This is a genomic window from Desulfosediminicola flagellatus (genome assembly GCF_005116655.2).
In the GTDB taxonomy this organism is placed as follows: domain Bacteria; phylum Desulfobacterota; class Desulfobulbia; order Desulfobulbales; family Desulfocapsaceae; genus Desulfopila; species Desulfopila flagellata.
In genome coordinates this window covers 6364380-6381430 of record NZ_CP050698.1, presented here as the reverse complement: position 1 = coordinate 6381430, position 17051 = coordinate 6364380, and the positions used below count along the sequence as shown (strand labels likewise).

General features: G+C 43.1%; 15 protein-coding genes. 8 read left to right on the top strand and 7 right to left on the bottom strand.

The window, feature by feature from the left end:
• Positions 1 to 103 precede the first annotated feature (103 nt).
• A complete protein-coding gene (locus FCL46_RS26410; RefSeq protein WP_136808668.1) occupies positions 104 to 508 on the bottom strand; it encodes a response regulator in 405 nt (134 codons plus the stop codon).
• Between the two features lie 143 nt (positions 509 to 651).
• Complete coding sequence (locus tag FCL46_RS26405) at positions 652 to 1668, bottom strand: nitrogen regulation protein NR(II) (protein WP_136808669.1); 1017 nt, start codon at positions 1666 to 1668, stop codon at positions 652 to 654.
• Between the two features lie 294 nt (positions 1669 to 1962).
• Between FCL46_RS26405 and FCL46_RS26400 the strand changes: the two genes are divergently transcribed.
• Positions 1963 to 2490: an O-acetyl-ADP-ribose deacetylase gene (locus tag FCL46_RS26400; RefSeq protein WP_136808670.1), complete on the top strand. Its 528-nt coding sequence runs from the start codon at positions 1963 to 1965 to the stop codon at positions 2488 to 2490.
• A gap of 52 nt (positions 2491 to 2542) precedes the next feature.
• Here FCL46_RS26400 and FCL46_RS26395 read toward each other — a convergent pair whose 3' ends face one another.
• Positions 2543 to 3022: a DsrE family protein gene (locus tag FCL46_RS26395; RefSeq protein ID WP_228723286.1), complete on the bottom strand. Its 480-nt coding sequence runs from the start codon at positions 3020 to 3022 to the stop codon at positions 2543 to 2545.
• 47 nt (positions 3023 to 3069) lie between these two features.
• On the opposite strand from FCL46_RS26395, the gene FCL46_RS26390 reads away from it, so the two are divergent.
• Positions 3070 to 4383, top strand: coding sequence for a paraquat-inducible protein A (locus tag FCL46_RS26390; protein WP_136808671.1), 1314 nt, complete (start codon positions 3070 to 3072; stop codon positions 4381 to 4383).
• A gap of 24 nt (positions 4384 to 4407) precedes the next feature.
• Positions 4408 to 7113, top strand: coding sequence for an MlaD family protein (locus FCL46_RS26385; RefSeq protein WP_136808672.1), 2706 nt, complete (start codon positions 4408 to 4410; stop codon positions 7111 to 7113).
• Between the two features lie 103 nt (positions 7114 to 7216).
• Here FCL46_RS26385 and FCL46_RS29000 read toward each other — a convergent pair whose 3' ends face one another.
• Positions 7217 to 7468, bottom strand: a complete 252-nt coding sequence (locus FCL46_RS29000; RefSeq protein WP_420811298.1) for a transposase — start codon at positions 7466 to 7468, stop codon at positions 7217 to 7219.
• Positions 7469 to 8214: 746 nt separating this feature from the next.
• Here FCL46_RS29000 and FCL46_RS26375 point away from each other — a divergent pair.
• The gene (locus FCL46_RS26375) at positions 8215 to 8799 is read left to right on the top strand and encodes a PEP-CTERM sorting domain-containing protein (RefSeq protein ID WP_136808674.1); all 585 of its coding nucleotides are present in this window, start codon (positions 8215 to 8217) and stop codon (positions 8797 to 8799) included.
• A 401-nt stretch (positions 8800 to 9200) separates the two neighbouring features.
• Here the strand turns inward: FCL46_RS26375 and rtcR are convergent, their stop codons facing one another.
• Positions 9201 to 10790, bottom strand: a complete 1590-nt coding sequence (rtcR, locus tag FCL46_RS26370; RefSeq protein ID WP_136808675.1) for an RNA repair transcriptional activator RtcR — start codon at positions 10788 to 10790, stop codon at positions 9201 to 9203.
• A gap of 297 nt (positions 10791 to 11087) precedes the next feature.
• Here rtcR and FCL46_RS26365 point away from each other — a divergent pair, with 297 nt between their 5' ends.
• The 4 genes from FCL46_RS26365 to FCL46_RS26350 all read left to right on the top strand — a co-directional run bounded on the left by FCL46_RS26365 (position 11088) and on the right by FCL46_RS26350 (position 14974).
• Positions 11088 to 12278, top strand: coding sequence for an RtcB family protein (locus FCL46_RS26365; protein ID WP_136808676.1), 1191 nt, complete (start codon positions 11088 to 11090; stop codon positions 12276 to 12278).
• An 80-nt stretch (positions 12279 to 12358) separates the two neighbouring features.
• Positions 12359 to 13372, top strand: coding sequence for an RNA 3'-terminal phosphate cyclase (rtcA, locus tag FCL46_RS26360; RefSeq protein ID WP_136808677.1), 1014 nt, complete (start codon positions 12359 to 12361; stop codon positions 13370 to 13372).
• 498 nt (positions 13373 to 13870) lie between these two features.
• On the top strand, positions 13871 to 14380 hold the full coding sequence (locus FCL46_RS26355; RefSeq protein WP_136808678.1) for an Hsp20/alpha crystallin family protein: 510 nt from the start codon (positions 13871 to 13873) through the stop codon (positions 14378 to 14380).
• Positions 14381 to 14530: 150 nt separating this feature from the next.
• On the top strand, positions 14531 to 14974 hold the full coding sequence (locus FCL46_RS26350) for a universal stress protein (RefSeq protein WP_136808679.1): 444 nt from the start codon (positions 14531 to 14533) through the stop codon (positions 14972 to 14974).
• Between the two features lie 445 nt (positions 14975 to 15419).
• On the opposite strand, the gene FCL46_RS26345 is transcribed toward FCL46_RS26350, so the two are convergent.
• Together FCL46_RS26345 and FCL46_RS26340 are read right to left on the bottom strand one after the other, a co-directional pair.
• Positions 15420 to 15980, bottom strand: coding sequence for a sugar transferase (locus FCL46_RS26345; RefSeq protein ID WP_136808811.1), 561 nt, complete (start codon positions 15978 to 15980; stop codon positions 15420 to 15422).
• Between the two features lie 82 nt (positions 15981 to 16062).
• Complete coding sequence (locus FCL46_RS26340; RefSeq protein ID WP_167505951.1) at positions 16063 to 17025, bottom strand: aldo/keto reductase; 963 nt, start codon at positions 17023 to 17025, stop codon at positions 16063 to 16065.
• Positions 17026 to 17051 lie beyond the last annotated feature (26 nt).

Below are 17051 nucleotides of genomic sequence, written 5' to 3'. Positions count from 1 at the left end.
CTGCAAGCAGTTAAAAATACAGAGGTTTAGAAAACCAAGTCGATTACCCTGTAAGTAGTTACGAAATCTTTATGTATCTCATTTTACCAATAGGATTAAACCATCAGTCCTCTTTCCTAAAAGATAAAGAATCAGATTTTCTTTTATGTTCAATAGCCTGATTGAGGTAGTATGAGAGTTCTTTTGGGAAAAGAGGCTTAGTTAAATATCCTGCAGGATTAAGAGGATCTATCAGCTGCCGTTTCTTTGTATTAACATTACCGGATGCAAAGACAACAAAGACATCCTTTTGTAACTGTTTCAAACGGCGAAAAGTTTCAACACCATCCATGACAGGCATCTGAATATCCAGCATTACCAAAACAATCGCCTCGTGATGTTTTTTATACAGTTGCACAGCCTCAGCACCACTATGAGCACATAATACGCCTACATCTAACTGTTCCAGCATCCTGGTTGTCAGAGTCAGACAAATATCTTCATCATCAGCAATAAGGACAATTGGCATCAACACGACACTCCTTACTCCTTAAATTACATACACAGAATGTATTCGTATGATGTTTGGCATCACATTCCTACAACAGGACTGATTTTTTTATTGATCATCCCTTTTTAACAAAAAGCACCCCACTATCTTACCTCGATCCTTTAGAGATCAATATGGTGGTAATGCATTTTCACACAATCATCACAGATACTATGGCTGAACAGTGCATCGGATCGGCTTTCAATAAATTCCTCAAGTCTACTCCAATACCCCTCATCATCCCGCATTTTCTTACAATGACTGCAAATTGGGATAAAACCTTCGAGAGTTTTCACCTCATCCTGCGCCTTTTTAAGCGAGGTAATATCTTCCAGAATGAGAACTAGCCCATTAAACTTGGAGCTAACATCAAGCATTTGAGAGATTTTCACCCTAAAAACACGTAAATCACCCTCAATCTGTATACTCTTTTCAAACACCCTCTCGACACTACCCTGTGCAATAAATTCCTGTAGTTCAACAGTCAGCCAGGGCAACAAATCGCCTATCTGCTTATCCTTAATTGTATTCTGCAGATCTTTACTTAGTGGCGAATAATAGTGTCCGCCAGCCACGCTTCTTTTATCCAGCAATTTGGCTGCAGCCAGATTCATATTATCTATTGTGCCTTTCGCCGAGAGGAGAAACACCGGGTTAGGCAGACTTTCAAATATTGTGAGATATTTATTCTTCTCATTTGTCATCTCACGATTTTTTTTCTGCAGCCTGTTCACAATCTGATCTTCACCGCCACCAGCCCACTCCACACAGATACTTGCTTCAATAATATCGAATACTCTGCCAACAAACAGCAGACTCTGGTCAGGGTCTTCAAGTTCCCTTATCTTGGTGCGAAGAAGATCAAGGTATGCCTGCCTATAATATTTGAACATTCCAAAGAAGGATGAAAGGCTGATCCCTCGCTCACGGTGTATTTTCGCTTCATTTATTCCGAACCGGGCCACTTCATATTTGGTAATATCCTCATCAGCAATAATTGCCGGCGGTTTTGAACGTATCTCAAACTCATCTATAATTGAGGAGGACAAACCGGCAACAGACAGTCGCCATGCTTCAAGAAGTGTAGAAGTATATGCCGTAAAACCAGATCTTCTGGCATACATAAGCACACGTTCCATCAACCAATCTTCATTGGCAGTAAGAATTTGAACCAAATTAGTCATAATACATTTGAGGTGTTAGATGACCTTTCAAAAAAGGTTAGTCGTTATTGTTATCATTAGCACAACCTCTCTACCAGCGCACCACCTTTATGATAGGAGCTCAATTTCTTTGTGCATTTCTTGCACTTCTAACAAAAACGTATAAAAATACCACCAGTAGGTAGTATAATCACATTACTATTCCGCATATCTGTGAAGATAATCTAAATTTCACCTCGTATATTGCTACAGGTTTGAAATGGAGAAAAAATGGTAGATATACAGGTTGTAAAAACTGACATTACCCGGCTCGAAGTTGATGCCATAGTGAATGCAGCTAACACTACTCTTCTTGGTGGCGGTGGCGTGGATGGAGCAATTCACAGAGCCGCAGGGCCGGACCTTCTGGCCGAATGCCGCAATCTGCATGGTTGCCTGACGGGAGAAGCCAAGATAACAGCTGGCTACAACCTTCCGGCCAAATACGTTATCCATACGGTCGGACCAATCTGGCGTGGCGGTGGTAGTAACGAAGAAGCATTGCTTGCATCGTGCTATCGCAACAGCCTGAAACTGGCTGAGGAAAATGCTATTACCTCAATAGCATTTCCGGCAATAAGCTGCGGAGTTTATGGCTTTCCGATCGACAAAGCATGCAAAATAGCCGTCAATGAAGTTATTCAGGTTTCAGCGAGCAGCCCGATCAGACAGGTAATTTTTGCCTGTTTTGGCGACAACACATTCGCGAGATTAAAAAAGCTGGTGGATTTAACATCTCACAAGCAAACACGCAGCTAAATATCTGTTATTAAAAACATTAAATTGCTATTTTATTGACGAGAAATCCTCATCAGATCGTCAAAAGCTTCTCATCGTTCTTTAAAAGCTCTGTTAGCGGCTGCCCCCAATACTCTACGGCAATACCCAACTCCTCAAGCGTTGCTGTTACACCGAGTTGGTCTGCGCAGGCTTTACATGCCGTAAGATGGACTCCTGCATCCTGCGCCTCTTTTAGTATAGCCTGTATTTCTGGATTTTCAGCGACCAGGGCTGGTGTGGCACCCCAGATGATAACCGTCACCTCCTGCCACCATTCACGCCGCATGGAGTTTATGGCGTACATAAAAACCATTTTTTCGGCGGTGACCGGGTTATCATTTGTCCAGAGAATATAAAGATGTGATGCTTCCATATTACGCTCCATGTTTTTTTGAAAGATCTGAACTTCACCTGCCGTAATATTGTGTAATGCTTGCTGAGTTATCTGATTAACAATCAACGCTTTTAATATGACAAAACATTTCAACCCGCTTACTATACTAGTTTTCATACAAAAAGTTATCTATAAACCTCAATTACACACCACTCTACAGAGTAATGAACGGTATTCAAACCAATAACCTAAGCGCCTGTCCACAATGCGATCTTCTATTGCAAAACGTGCTCGCGCCACCGAATCATACAACGTCCTGTCCCAGATGCGGTTGTGTTATACGTCGTAATCATTCTGGCTCATTGGAAAAGACCCTTGCCCTAGCTATCACCGGGCTACTGCTCTATGTCCCTGCGATCTTTCTGCCTCTCATTACCTTAAAAAAACTCGGCATGAGCGAGCAGGCGAATGTACTTGATACGATCATCCATTTTTATGAAAGTGGTTATTATTTCGTATCAGCAATGACCCTCATGTCAGCTGCTTTCATGCCTCTCTGCCTCCTCGGCATGGTTGTGACAATTGCCTTGCAGCTCAAACGTGGTAAGGCCTCGGCACGCACCGCTAGAATTTTCCGCTATTATATTCATCTTGAAGAATGGGCAATGGTTGAGGTGTACCTTTTCGGAATCCTGGTAACTATTTTCAAAATGGCCGATGGTGCTGACATTATATACAATATCGGCTTTTTCGCTTTTATAGTGCTGGTCTTTATTGCCCTGGGGATTTCAGTGGTGATGGACAAAGCCCTGTTTTGGGAGTTACTCGAACAATCCACTCAGGATTCACCTGGGAAAATCGATAATTCATCTTTATCCTCCTCAGTGCATTCCTGTAAACATACCGCAGCAACAGCTGGCTATGCCAGTTGCCTGACATGTAACAAACTTGCACCACTCGACAAAGTAACAGCAATGCCACCATCACATTGCGATCGCTGTGGTGAACATCTACATCTTCGAAAACCCGGAAGCATTTCACGAACACTCGCTCTCACGCTAACCTCTGCTGTGCTGTTTATTCCAGCTAATATACTGCCGATAATGGATGTAAAATTCCTTGGTGTAAGCGACAAAGCAACAATACTTGATGGTATTTTGCTTTTTCTTGAAGACGGTTCCTACCTGATCGGCCTCATTATACTCATCGCCTCCATCCTGGTTCCTCTTTTTAAGATTATCGGCCTCACCATTCTCACCTGTACGACATCTTTCAGATTTTCTCATTTTCTTCGACAGAAAACTGCGATGTTTCGGGTCATTACCTTTATCGGCAGATGGTCGATGTTGGACATATTTGTTATCGCCCTACTCATATCTCTCGTAGATTTCGGCTTTTTCACAACCATTCAGGTTGCTCCGGCAGCCACCTTTTTCTGTATAGTTGTTGCAGCAACAATGCTTGCAGCAAACACATTCGACCCTCGCATTATGTGGGATACCTGCTATCCTGAAAAAAAAGAGAACGACACCCCTTAACCCGCTTTAACGTTTTGTGATCTCATGACTAATCCTACACAATCCGCACCTTCCCCAAATATACGTCGCTCACGCGGCATATCTGTTATATGGACCCTTCCGATTCTCGCCCTGTTCATCTGCGGCTGGCTTTTTATTGAATCAATACGAAATGCCGGAATTGAGATAACCATCTATTTTGATGATGCAGGAGGCATTACAGAAAGCAAGACACAGGTAATGTCTAAAGGTATCCCGGTCGGACTCGTCAAAGCACTTGAACCGGATATCGCAAACAACAGGGTTAAAGCAACTATCCTGATGGACAAAAGCCTTGAACCGCATCTGGTCTCCGACACACTTTTCTGGATTGTTCGACCTGAAATATCCGCGAGTAGTATTCAAGGACTGGAGACTATTATTACCGGCAGTTATATCGGCATCAGGGCAGGCAGCTCCGGTGTTAAGCAAAGAACATACACTGCGATCGCATCAGCTCCCCCGATTGCCGCAGATGCTCCGGGCCTGCATCTGCAGCTTAAGGCGGAAGAACTTGGTTCTGTCCAGAAAGAAACAGGAATTTATTTCAAAAACATTGAGATAGGCTCTGTCCAAAACTACAGTCTTACCCCGGATAACTCGATACTCATCGATATCCATATTGATGAGAAGTATGCAGGTCTTGTGAGAACTACAAGCCGTTTTTTTAATGCCAGTGGTCTGACAGTTTCAGGCAAACTCCCGGACTTGAAACTTAAGCTTGAATCACTCTCATCACTGCTCAGAGGTGGAATTCTGATTCATACGCCTAAAGAGCTGAACAGTGGTCCTGCAGCGGAAAATGGCCAGACATTCCAACTCTACAAAGACTTTGAGGACGCAAGTTTCGGCATCCCCATGACGCTGCAACTGGCATCCGGAGCAGGCATTGTCGAAGGCTCGACAAAACTCATGTATCGCGGAATTGAGGCGGGTTTTGTAAAGGAAATCATGATTAATGATGATGAGCGTAAGACAGTAACGGCTCGCATCCTCCTTGATCCCAGAGCTGAGCTGATTCTTAAGAAGAACACCGTCTTCTGGCTGGTTAAACCAGCTATCACGCCTGCAGGTGTAGATAATCTGAGAACATTACTCACCGGCTCACACATTACCTTCCGGCCAGGTGACGGTGAATTTACTAATCATTTTTCAATGCTGCAGGAGCCGCCACCGCAGGAACCACTTAGGCCAGGCTCATACCTGCAGCTTCGATCAGAAAATGGTGTCAGCCTGAGAGCAGGAGCACCGGTATACTTCAAGGAAATTCAGGTAGGTGAAGTGCTTGATGTTGGTTTGGCTCCGGATTCCACTGATGTCCTGACAACGATATTTGTCTATGCGCCATATCAACACCTCGTAACCTTACAGAGTATATTCTGGATACAAACCGGCATAAAGGTTTCAGCAGATATGTCCGGCTTAAAGGTTTCAACCGGGCCACTCGCGCGCATGCTTTCTGGTGGTATAGTTTTTACTACTCCTAAAAAAACATACACGAAAACATCGGATATTCTTGTTAAAAATGATCATATCTTCCCGTTATATAAAGATTATGACCAGGCAAGTACCACGAGCAAAGCGTTACAACCTCAAGGTATTGAATTTCAACTGCAAACAAAAGAACCTGCAGGGATCAATGTCGGCACCCCAATATTGCACCGAAAGTTAAAAATAGGCCATGTTACCGGCTTAACCTTTTCGCCTGATCAGCAATCTGTGCTGGTAGATTGTTTTATTGCCAGGGAACATAGAAAACTTCTCAATTCATCGACCAAATTCTACTCCATGAGCGGAGTTGAAGTATCCGGAGGACTTGATGGAATAAACGTACAACTGGGTTCTCTTGAAGCCATTTTAAAAGGCGGGATTGCATGTATAACAAGCCCGGACAGCAAGCAAATCAGCCCAAAATCACCATTGCCTTTATATACAAATATAGATCAAGCCTTACATGCTGAAGATAGACTCATAAAAGTCACCTTCAAATCAGCCGGTAATCTGAGGGTTGGATCAGCAGTTCGTTATAAAGGAATTACTGCAGGAAAAGTTACTGGGATTTCGTTCAATCAGGAAATGGAATCGGTATCCGTCACTTTCAGGGTTGAGAACAGTATCGTTCCGCTCTTTAAGAGCACCACTCGTATCTGGCAGGTAGAGCCTGAGGTTTCACTCTCCGGGGTTAACAATCTTGATACCGTAATTTTTGGTTCATACCTCACCTTTCTGCCAGGCGCAGGAAAACCAACATTCGAATTCACAGGGCTGGATTCCAAACCTCAAACACCATACAACCAAAAAGAAGGATTACCTCTTATTCTCGAAAGCACACACCTCAGCTCACTCAGCGTAGGCTCCCCCCTTTATTATCGGGAGATGCAGGTTGGCGAGGTAACCGGCTTTGAATTGTCACCATCCTTTCAACAGGTGTATGTGTTTTGTATAATCGAACCTAAATATGCACCGATAATCCGGGAAAACACCAAATTCTGGAATATCAGTGGAGTTAAGGTGAAAGGCGGTCTGCTCACCGGCATGACATTGGCAACCGGTTCCGTAGATTCCATCCTGAAGGGAGGAATTTCCCTGGCTACGCCAAATAATAGCGAGGCAGGTTTAGGTATCGCACCTGGCACTCACTTCGCTCTTCATGATTCCGCAGAACCAGGCTGGCTTGATTGGAATCCGGATATTATTTTGATAGGGAACTAGTTCCTTTATGTGGGGTTTATGCTCGGTGCATTCATATAATCAATTGGGTCTATCCCTGGTTATGCTTCCTCAAACATCACCGCACACAATGAATGGGTTCAGCTCACTCAATATATCGACAGCAGGTCAGCAGGTATTCCTCATTTAAAATAATACTCGACTGATACCGACCTTCCCACAGACTCCCTGATCGCTTTCCCATTGCATTTGTATAACGAGTCTGACGCACTGCAGCCCGTTTCATCAACGAGGATAATGCTTCAGGATTCTCACAGGGATTGATCGCAAGGTGAACATGATTCATCATCAAACAATACACAGACACCTCATAACCAAATTGCTGCTTAAATTCTATCAGATTCTCTTAGTAATAGAGGAAATCATTATCTGAGGCGAAAACGACCTGACGATTATGGCCGTGCTACATGATATGGAGAGGGGTGTTTGGAAGTATTATTTTTGATTGTCTTCTCATAATTTATTTTTTACCGAAAAACAGGATGTACTACAATAATAAATAAATCTGCCCCTTTTCCGTCCAGAAGGAACCTCCATGCTATTCTTTCCAATATTCTTCCTGAAAACTGAACATAACAACACTAACCATCTAAATAGATAAATAAAAAAACTTCGAACTTCTATTTCTTTCATTCAAGGTAATTCAGGCCATTAATGTTCTTACTATCTGCCAAGCAGAAAGGTAAAATGCCATGAAGACTTGAAAATCCAGCATTATTCTAAACCCATTTTACTACCAAATCTTATCAGAATTTTTTCCGGTTAATCGAATTTTATTTCCGTCTTAATGATATTTCTGTCTAAAACAATTCAAATTTCTAACACATCCAACTAACATCAGATTATCATCTAAGTATAGTTCCTATTAACAATCAAACACATACATACAATTAGTCAGGTTTTCTTCCCCATATTAGCCATCATTACCTTCCTGGCATCTACTTTGCAGTGACCTTAGAAACTGTACGGATCTTCGTATAGCACACAACTTACAACTTAGTGACAATTAAACAGTTAGTTTCACCATTCAGAACCTCACTGTTTAATAGTAGCAAATAAGAAAACACTCATAGGGGAAGAAATATGAAAAAGACAATTTTGACAAGTGCCTTAACAGCTGCAGCAGGACTGGTTCTTTTTACAGGGTCAGCAATAGCATCAGGATTTGACCTCAATTACTGGATGTTTGATTCTGACACTTCTGAGTGGGAAGTAGAATTGCTTGATATTAACTTAGATCCAGGGACACTGGAAATTGGTACATTTCTTTTCTCAGGTGGAACGGCAACTAATTTTGTAACAATATTCGGGGCAGATGCGCCACTCGGTGCAGAAACGACTATTACCCCAGGATCTGTTGGAGGATCTGTGTTCGGAATTTACGTTAAAAATATAAACCCAAACCCTGATAGACTGTGGCTTACAGATGAAACATTAGGCCTAAATTACAACAACGAAGATAGAATTAGTGCTACGCCCAATTATGACTATAATAATCCAACATTAATTACATCTTGGGATTTTAACTTTTACCAGAATAATCTAAACACAATCCGCTTTACCTCAAGCGGTGATGATATCAGCCCAGTGCCAGAGCCCACAACTATGTTGCTCTTCGGCGCTGGCCTTGCTGGCCTCGCTGGTATAAGCAGAAGAAAAAGAAAATAAACCGATTGCTTTTCCTTTCAAAATGAGCCCGTTGATCTAAACGTATCAGCGGGCTTTTTTATAATAAAAAAGCAAACATTCCTTTTGTTAATTCAAGCATAATTAGTAACAGTAAAACGAGTTACCATCACTCACAAACATCTGACCACTCTATCCCATACTATCTTTGTCAAGTACTTTCGCAACCGACCAGAATCATTCCCGGTTTTCTTCTTTTTACGTAGAGCATTAAAGAGTTTCCGACCAGCATCAGCCAATTTTTTCGATAACTTACAGGATTGCACCACATTTCTCAATGCCCCATGATCGAACAAATCCAGTTGTTTAGCTTAATCGGGGACAGACCCCAAGCATATTGAAACACCAAACTCATAGAAGGCATTTCCATAGCCTAAAACGCCTCACAATGTATTCCACTCCATATCAAACCTAGCAAGATATTTCCGCAATCTATCAGAATCATTAACAGTTCTCTTTTTCTCGCGAGAAATATTGAAGAGTTTCCGCCCTGCTTCCGCCAGACTTGATGATGACCTGCTTATCTGCACCACATTTTCAAGCGTCACACGATCAAAGAGATCAAGCTGGGCGACTTTATGTTCACCAAGTATGTCTTTCAACATTTGACCACTCCTTGTGACTTCTAAAGTGTCATTCCATCCAGTTTGCAATCTCGTGATCTCTTCCCTGACCTCGTTAACAGTAATTCTCCCTTCTGGAGCTAAAGTTGCCATTCGCGTTACCGCGCCGCCTAGATCTCGAAAATTAGCATTCCACACCGCCTGTGGTGAAACAGCAAAATTCAGAAACTTCTCTCGGGCTTCCTTATTGATAGTTACACGGTTACCGACTCTCGTGCCAAAACGTTCAAGTTCATAGTCAAAGTTTGGCTCGATATCTTCCGGTCTGTCACCGAGGCCTGGCAATTCAAAGGTCCAGAGATTGATGCGTGCTAATAAATCTTCTCTGAACCTACCTTCTGTACACTCAAGCCTCAGATTTCTATTGGATCCGCAGATTAATTGGAAATCGCTGTTCGTTGGCCTATCTGCACCTACCGGCAAAAAGCTTTTCTCTTCAATAGCATGCAGCAACATAGCCTGTTCATCAAGTCCGAGTTCTCCGATTTCATCCAGAAAGAGTAAACCATGATCTGCAGTTTTAAGAAGCCCGGGTCTTTCGCTGACAGCCCCGGTAAAAGCTCCTTTTGTATGGCCAAAAAGTGTGGCCATCGCATTTTCACCACGAAGAGTGGCACAATTTACTTCGACAAAATCTCCATTTATTCTGTTACGACTTTTCTTGAGTTCATAAATACGTTTTGCAAGGCGTGACTTACCTGCACCCGTTGGGCCTGCCAGAAGCATTGGATCAACAGAATTTGTCGCTACTTTTTCTATCCGTTCAATTAACTGGTTAAAAGCTTCATTTCTCGTCTCTATTCCGGATTTTAAAAATGATATATCGTCAATTTGTTCTTGCTGGAAGCGAGTTGCAATTCGGTCGTATCGAGAGAGATCGAGATCGATGATTGAATAGGTTCCTGATGAAAGGCTTGCACGCCCTCTACCCGGCCCACTCTGTATGAGACGGCCTGGGAAATATCGTGCTTCTGTAAGCAGAAATAAACAAATCTGGGCAACATGGGTACCCGTTGAAATATGAACCAGGTACTCGTTATCTATATCGAAATCATAACCAGTTGAAAAATCATGAAGCAAACCAAATACCTCTTCAAAATCCCATGGATTATCCAGTGAAATTTCATGGGTAATGATCTCAGTCTCAGGCGACACCCGCCGAATGTCCTCACAGGTTAAATCCAGAAGTCTTGAAAATTCTTTTTGATAGAGGAATTCATAGCGATCAATAAGCAGTTCTTCATGCTGACAAATCGAAACAGATGGTCGCCATCGCTCCCATCGCCTGTGGTTCCAGCCTGCATTATCCAGAGTTGAACCCAATAAACCAATCACAACTATTTTTGCCATTGCTGCCCTCGATGTAGAATATTTTATATATCAGTATACCATAATATATAATTTTCAAATTCTCGTCTCCATATCAACTGTGCACAAACCATGCATCACCCACACACAACATCACACATTCGGCATGTTACGCATTTTTCTTGATATTTTCGCGTATAGTGGCACAGCAACTGCTTTAGGCTTTATACGTTGCAAAATTCAACATCTACACCCAACAGTGGCAATTAGGTCCTGCAACGCGAATCATCATTGTCGTTCAACAGGAACAGCGGAAATAGGAAATAAGGAAATTGCGGAATGAAAAGTGTTATAAGTACTGAAACAAAACCCATAAAAATGTGGCTTAATGACATTGATGCTGAAGCATTGTCCCAGGCCCGCAACCTGGCAAACCTGCCATTTATCTACAAACATGTTGCTATAATGCCTGATGCACATTGTGGATATGGGATGCCGATAGGCGGAGTCCTTGCCACCACCGATGCTGTTATCCCCAACGCGGTTGGTGTTGATATCGGATGTGGAATGTGTGCCGTGAGAACATCACTTACCGAAATCGATAAAGAGAGCCTTAAAACACTACTCGGATCGCCCAAAGAAAAGCGCGGTATCCGTGGCCGTGTTCCAGTTGGGTTCAAGCATCACGAGCGAGCACAGGATGAATCCTACATGCCGGATACGGCACCACTTGAAAATGTTCAGAACTCACGAGTCATGCAACTCTATCAGGCTGCGAAGAAGCAGGTTGGAACCCTTGGCGGGGGAAACCACTTTATTGAAATCCAACACGGTGATGATAACCATATCTGGATTATTATCCATTCAGGAAGCCGTAACATAGGCCTACAAATCGCCCGTCATTATAATCAGCTTGCGATCAAGCTCAATGAACGGTGGAAAACCAGTGTTCCAAGAAAATGGGATCTAGCATTTCTGCCGCTCAACACCAGTGAAGCGAGTAACTATCTGGCTGAAATGCAATTTTGTGTCGAGTTCGCTCTCGCCAACAGAAAGCTTATGATGGAAAGGGTACAACAGGCTATTGAAGAGGTTGTCGGATCAGTTCAATACGAACCGCTGATTAATATTGCTCATAACTATGCAGCCGTTGAAAACCATTTTAATGAACATGTGATTGTGCATCGCAAAGGTGCAACTCGGGCAAGAACTGGAGATATGGGTATCATTCCTGGTTCACAGGGGTCGAGCAGCTATATTGTGGTTGGTAAAGGTAACCCTGAGAGCTTTTCTTCCTGCAGCCATGGAGCTGGGCGCGTTCTGGGTCGAAAACAGGCACAACGTACTCTTGATCTCGAAGCGGAACAATCACGTCTCGATGAGCTTGGGATAATCCATGGAATGCGTTCAAAACGTGATCTTGATGAAGCTCCGAGTGCATATAAAAACATAGATCGGGTAATGGAAAACCAGCAGGATCTGGTGGATATTGCTGTACGCCTGAAGCCTCTGGCAGTTGTAAAAGGGTAGAAAGTCATACAACGTTATCAGACAGCTTTTCGAGACGGAAAGAATACTCTCAAGACAAGAGACAACACCATAGGAAAATAATGATACACCTTGACGGATCAACAGGAGAAGGTGGCGGCCAGATACTTCGCACAGCACTTGGACTCTCTTTAGTGACAGGGCAGCCCTTCTCAATTACCAACATTCGAGCCAGCCGGAAAAAGCCCGGACTGATGCGGCAGCATCTTACCGCTGTTCGGGCTGCAGCTGAGATTGGTGATGCTGACCTCTCTGGTGACGCAATTGGTTCCTCCACGCTTTCTTTCATTCCGAAAGCTTTGCGCGGAGGAAACTATTCGTTTTCAATTGGCACAGCCGGGAGTTGCACCCTTGTTTTTCAAGCCATCCTGCCAGGGCTGCTCATGGCGGATAAACCCACAGAACTTGTTATTGAAGGAGGTACACATAACCCTCATGCACCACCCTTTGATTTTCTGACGCGTACCTTCCTCCCCCTCATTGCCCGTATGGGTGTAAAGGTTGATGCTCAACTTGTTCGTCCAGGTTTCTTCCCTGCTGGTGGTGGCAAAGTTGCCTTCAGCATCTCTCCAACATCCACGCTGAAGCCGATCGAATTGCTCGATTTACCTGAGACAACTACAACTGCACAGGCGGTATCTTCAAAACTCCCTGAACATATAGGACGCAGAGAACTCCAAACTATACAATCGAAATTACACCTTAACGATAATCAACTTGAGAATCTCCAACTCGATTCCTACGGCCCGGGAAATGTCGTCAGTATCTTTGTTGAATCGAAGATGTTAACTGAAACATTTACCGGCTTTGGCGAGAAAAATGTTAGTGCAGAAAAGGTTGCTATGCGGGTTGCCCGACAAGCCGGACATTATCTCGAAACCGGCGCCCCTGTCGGCCCTTACCTGGCCGACCAACTTTTGATTCCAATGGCACTGGCCGGTTCCGGGTGCTTTAGAACAGGCAGCCCCAGCAACCATACGCTTACAAATATCTCAACAATTCAAAATTTTATTGATGTACATTTCGATGTCTCGGAAAAAGCAGATAAATCCTACGAGATCAGGGTCTTTAAATGAACCCTGATCTCATACTTTCTTCCAAGAACACGAATTATTACGCAATATTTACACTATATCCAATTCTCATCTGAGATGAATCGTACTGAGTCCTGACTATTTTCCGTAGGAGACTATCTAAGAATGGGCATTTGGCTCGAAATTGTGACATTGCCATAAAATACTCACCGCCATATGCATGACCTCGGAGTCTACGCTTACCTGCGATCGTTATTGAGATGAGATTCCCAACAATTCGGGAAAACGGCTACTCTCGACCAGCCTCGCATGCAGTCATTTCCCACAACATGGGGAACTATTACCTGAAGTTTATGATCAAAAACATCGTCAATCACCTGACAACCTTAGATAATCAGTCGCTGCTCATTGACCATGCCGGATCTATGACTTACAATCAAGATTGGACACATCTACGTGACAGGCACATTTCAATATCATTGTGTTGAGTAAATTAACCGTCAACTGATGTTCTGAACTCTAACGTTTCGGAGACAGATCATGGAGTTTAAAAATCTCGCCCCATGGAATTGGTTTAAGAAAAAGAAAGAGCAGTCGGCTGCCAGACTCAAGCAACTCAGTGTCTACGAGGAAATTGATCAGGTTTTTGACAGCGGTCTTGATGACCACTTCTGGTCGTCTTTCAGTCTTGAACGCCCGGCCACCCCGCTTACTGATCCCGGTTTATTACGCCCGTACATAGACATCTCAGCAAGTAACACCGAATATCTTATAACTCTGGATATTCCCGGTGTACAGAGAGAGAGCATTGAATTAGAAGTATCCCGCAAGACCCTTGTCATCAAAGGAGAAAAGCGACAGGAACAGGAGGAACAACAAACACAGTTCTATCACATTCAACGATCATTCGGATCCTTTCAACGTGCCTTATCGCTCCCTGATGATGCAGACCACGAGAACCTGAAGGTGCACTTTAAACATGGCAGGTTGTATATCACTCTTCCGAGAAAAGAGAAAAGTTATTCCCCCTCTGAAGCCATTAGCAATTAATCCGCATTTCTCATATAGAAAACGATCATACAAAAGCACTTTATTACACAACGATTTCCTGATAGGCTTTTTGTATAGCAGTGTACAACTCACGTCACACATCCTGACAAAGAACATAGGTATCTAATACCTCATACAACAGGAGGAGTTATGCTGGATATTAAGAAGATCGTCGTACCTGTTGACCTTAACAAGAACACCCAAAAACTCGTGGATTACGCATTGACTATAGCCAAGCCATTTGACGCAGAAGTTGCACTTTTTCACGCCGTTGAATTCATGACGATGGGCGAAATGGCTTTGGGAAACCCCAACTATGACGACATGAACACCACGCATAAAAACAATGCACAAAAAACACTCAGTGAAATAGTCACTATAGCCAGCACCAAGTGTCGAAAATGTACAAGTGAAGTTGTTATCGGGGATATCGTCGATGAGATTCTTGCCTATACAAAACGAGAAGACGGCAATATGATCATCATCGGGACCCACGGAAAACGCGGATTTGAAAGAATCCTGCTTGGCAGTGTGGCAGAGAGAGTATTAAAGAATGCACACTGTCCTGTGCTTGTGATGAACCCGTATAAATAATTACATGGGCCGCCCCAGGAGGCAGTCCGACAATGGCCTTTCGAAGTCTACGCTATCTGCCCAAACTCTTCGGAATTTTCAAAAAATAATGCTCGCAGATAAGCAAACGAAGTGAGACTTCGATATCATCTATATGGCTGTGCTTATTTTTTGAAAATGTCTCGATTTTAACCAAAATCCCTATTCTCGGACAGCCTCCTAGGAGGGTGCTGGGCTGAGACTGCATCCTCAACACATCGTTATAATTGGAATATCAATATTCAAAGGTAAACGAAGATCCCGATATTAACTCTATGGCTGTACGTATTTTTCTAACAATTCCTTGACTTGAGGTGAAACTGTTCAGTCCGATAAACTCCTAAGCCGAAGATTTCATCATAGGGCTTTTGTGTTATCCATAGTGTAAATTTTTCTTTCAGAAGGGGTTTACTCATTTACTCAACTTTCAGTGGTGAACTCCTCTGTACTCCAGGACCACAGTAAACGTTTGTTTTAAGATCAGTATATCGAGCATCAATGAATGGTTTTCAAGGTAATACCTGTCAAATTGGACCTTTAGTGGTATGGCCAATTCATCTCTGCCATTAACCTGTGCCCAGCCTGTAAGGCCCGGGAGAAGAACATGAATTCCTAGTTGCGTCCTGAGGTCTATCAAGTCCTGCTGATTATATAATGCTGGTCGAGGGCCTACAATACTCATATCCCCCTTAATAATTGAAAACAGCTGAGGGAGTTCATCCAGGCTATATCTCCGTAATACACTCCCTACCGGTGTTAGAATTTCATTCGGCTTTTCAAGAAGATGAGATGCAATCTGAGGTGCATCAACACGCATTGTCCGGAACTTCGGCATAGAAAATAGTTCATTGTCTTTACCCACCCGATCTGACCAGTAAATAACAGGTCCCGGAGATGACCACTTTATCCATGCAGCAATAATAAGCATTGGACCTGCCAGCAATAGAAGTGCAATCAATGAAAAGACCACATCAAAAACACGCTTCAACATGCAACTCTCCTTGTGATAGTCTTTCTGCGGTTACGGTTCACGCTTGAAAATTTCTGACCTGAAAATGCATCCCGTCATACTACAGTTTACTAAACGCAGTCCTAATGGCCGCCTTGCAGCCCTCTTCAAGTTTCAAATTCGTCACCTCCATAATTTCAAGCAGGTTTTGAACGTTAGTGGTACCAAACACACAACTTGATATAGATCTATTCTCCAGAATATATGCAAATGCAGCCTGGGCATTACTCATTCTCTCTGAAGACATCAGAGCAGCCTTCATTTTCCTGGATTTTTGGAAATAGCGGCGACTAGCCGGCTTAGTTACCGCTCGTCCCAAATACCATAGGTCAGCCATAGTTCTGAGAGAACCTATTTTCTTTTTAACTAAATGTCCTTGAGCAAGGACAGTACCCACCACTACACCTATCCCAGCCTGGTTCAAATCACTGATAATTGATTCCCGGTCAAGCTGCAGCACGTTATAATCGATGAGAACCATATCAAATACATCGGCATTGGTTGAGACATACACCATGTCTTCTTGCGAGTGCGTATTCACACCGAGATAGCGAAACATCCCTCTCTGTTTCATTGATAACAGTCGCTCAACGAGTGGCTCAGTGACCTGAGCAGCTTCAACCCCATGCAACTGAAATATATCCAGATAATCACAATTAAGATTGGCAATTGATTTGGCACATGTTTTTTCTATATAATCTGGTGAGAAGTCTTTTGAGCTTCTCGTATTACGAGAAAACAGTGGTGCTGAAGGTATAACTGTACCGGCTTTACTTGAAACAACGATTTTGGACCTGTCTTGTGAGGGTAGAATTTTTTTCAATATTCGACCCAGACGGGGTTCTGCATTAAAGCTACAATAGTTATGACCGGTGTCAAAAAAATTAACGCCATGCTCTAAAGCCATGGAAATTACAGATTCGGCTCTTTCCTCTGGGAACATCCTGTTTCCCCAATAGCCGGAACAGCCAACTCCAATTTCAGAAACGATCAGATCTGTTTTTCCTAGCTTTCGATACTTCATAGCCCGCATTTCTCATTATCTTGTAA

Bases quoted from the DNA above. Each gene is read 5' to 3' on its own strand.
- FCL46_RS26410 (WP_136808668.1), bottom strand. From the start codon at position 508: ATGCCAATTGTCCTTATTGCTGATGATGAAGATATTTGTCTGACTCTG.
- FCL46_RS26405 (WP_136808669.1), bottom strand. From the start codon at position 1,668: ATGGAACGTGTGCTTATGTATGCCAGAAGATCTGGTTTTACGGCATAT.
- FCL46_RS26400 (WP_136808670.1), top strand. From the start codon at position 1,963: ATGGTAGATATACAGGTTGTAAAAACTGACATTACCCGGCTCGAAGTT.
- FCL46_RS26395 (WP_228723286.1), bottom strand. From the start codon at position 3,022: ATGAAAACTAGTATAGTAAGCGGGTTGAAATGTTTTGTCATATTAAAA.
- FCL46_RS26390 (WP_136808671.1), top strand. From the start codon at position 3,070: ATGAACGGTATTCAAACCAATAACCTAAGCGCCTGTCCACAATGCGAT.
- FCL46_RS26385 (WP_136808672.1), top strand. From the start codon at position 4,408: ATGACTAATCCTACACAATCCGCACCTTCCCCAAATATACGTCGCTCA.
- FCL46_RS26375 (WP_136808674.1), top strand. From the start codon at position 8,215: ATGAAAAAGACAATTTTGACAAGTGCCTTAACAGCTGCAGCAGGACTG.
- rtcR (WP_136808675.1), bottom strand. From the start codon at position 10,790: ATGGCAAAAATAGTTGTGATTGGTTTATTGGGTTCAACTCTGGATAAT.
- FCL46_RS26365 (WP_136808676.1), top strand. From the start codon at position 11,088: ATGAAAAGTGTTATAAGTACTGAAACAAAACCCATAAAAATGTGGCTT.
- rtcA (WP_136808677.1), top strand. From the start codon at position 12,359: ATGATACACCTTGACGGATCAACAGGAGAAGGTGGCGGCCAGATACTT.
- FCL46_RS26355 (WP_136808678.1), top strand. From the start codon at position 13,871: ATGGAGTTTAAAAATCTCGCCCCATGGAATTGGTTTAAGAAAAAGAAA.
- FCL46_RS26350 (WP_136808679.1), top strand. From the start codon at position 14,531: ATGCTGGATATTAAGAAGATCGTCGTACCTGTTGACCTTAACAAGAAC.
- FCL46_RS26340 (WP_167505951.1), bottom strand. From the start codon at position 17,025: ATGAAGTATCGAAAGCTAGGAAAAACAGATCTGATCGTTTCTGAAATT.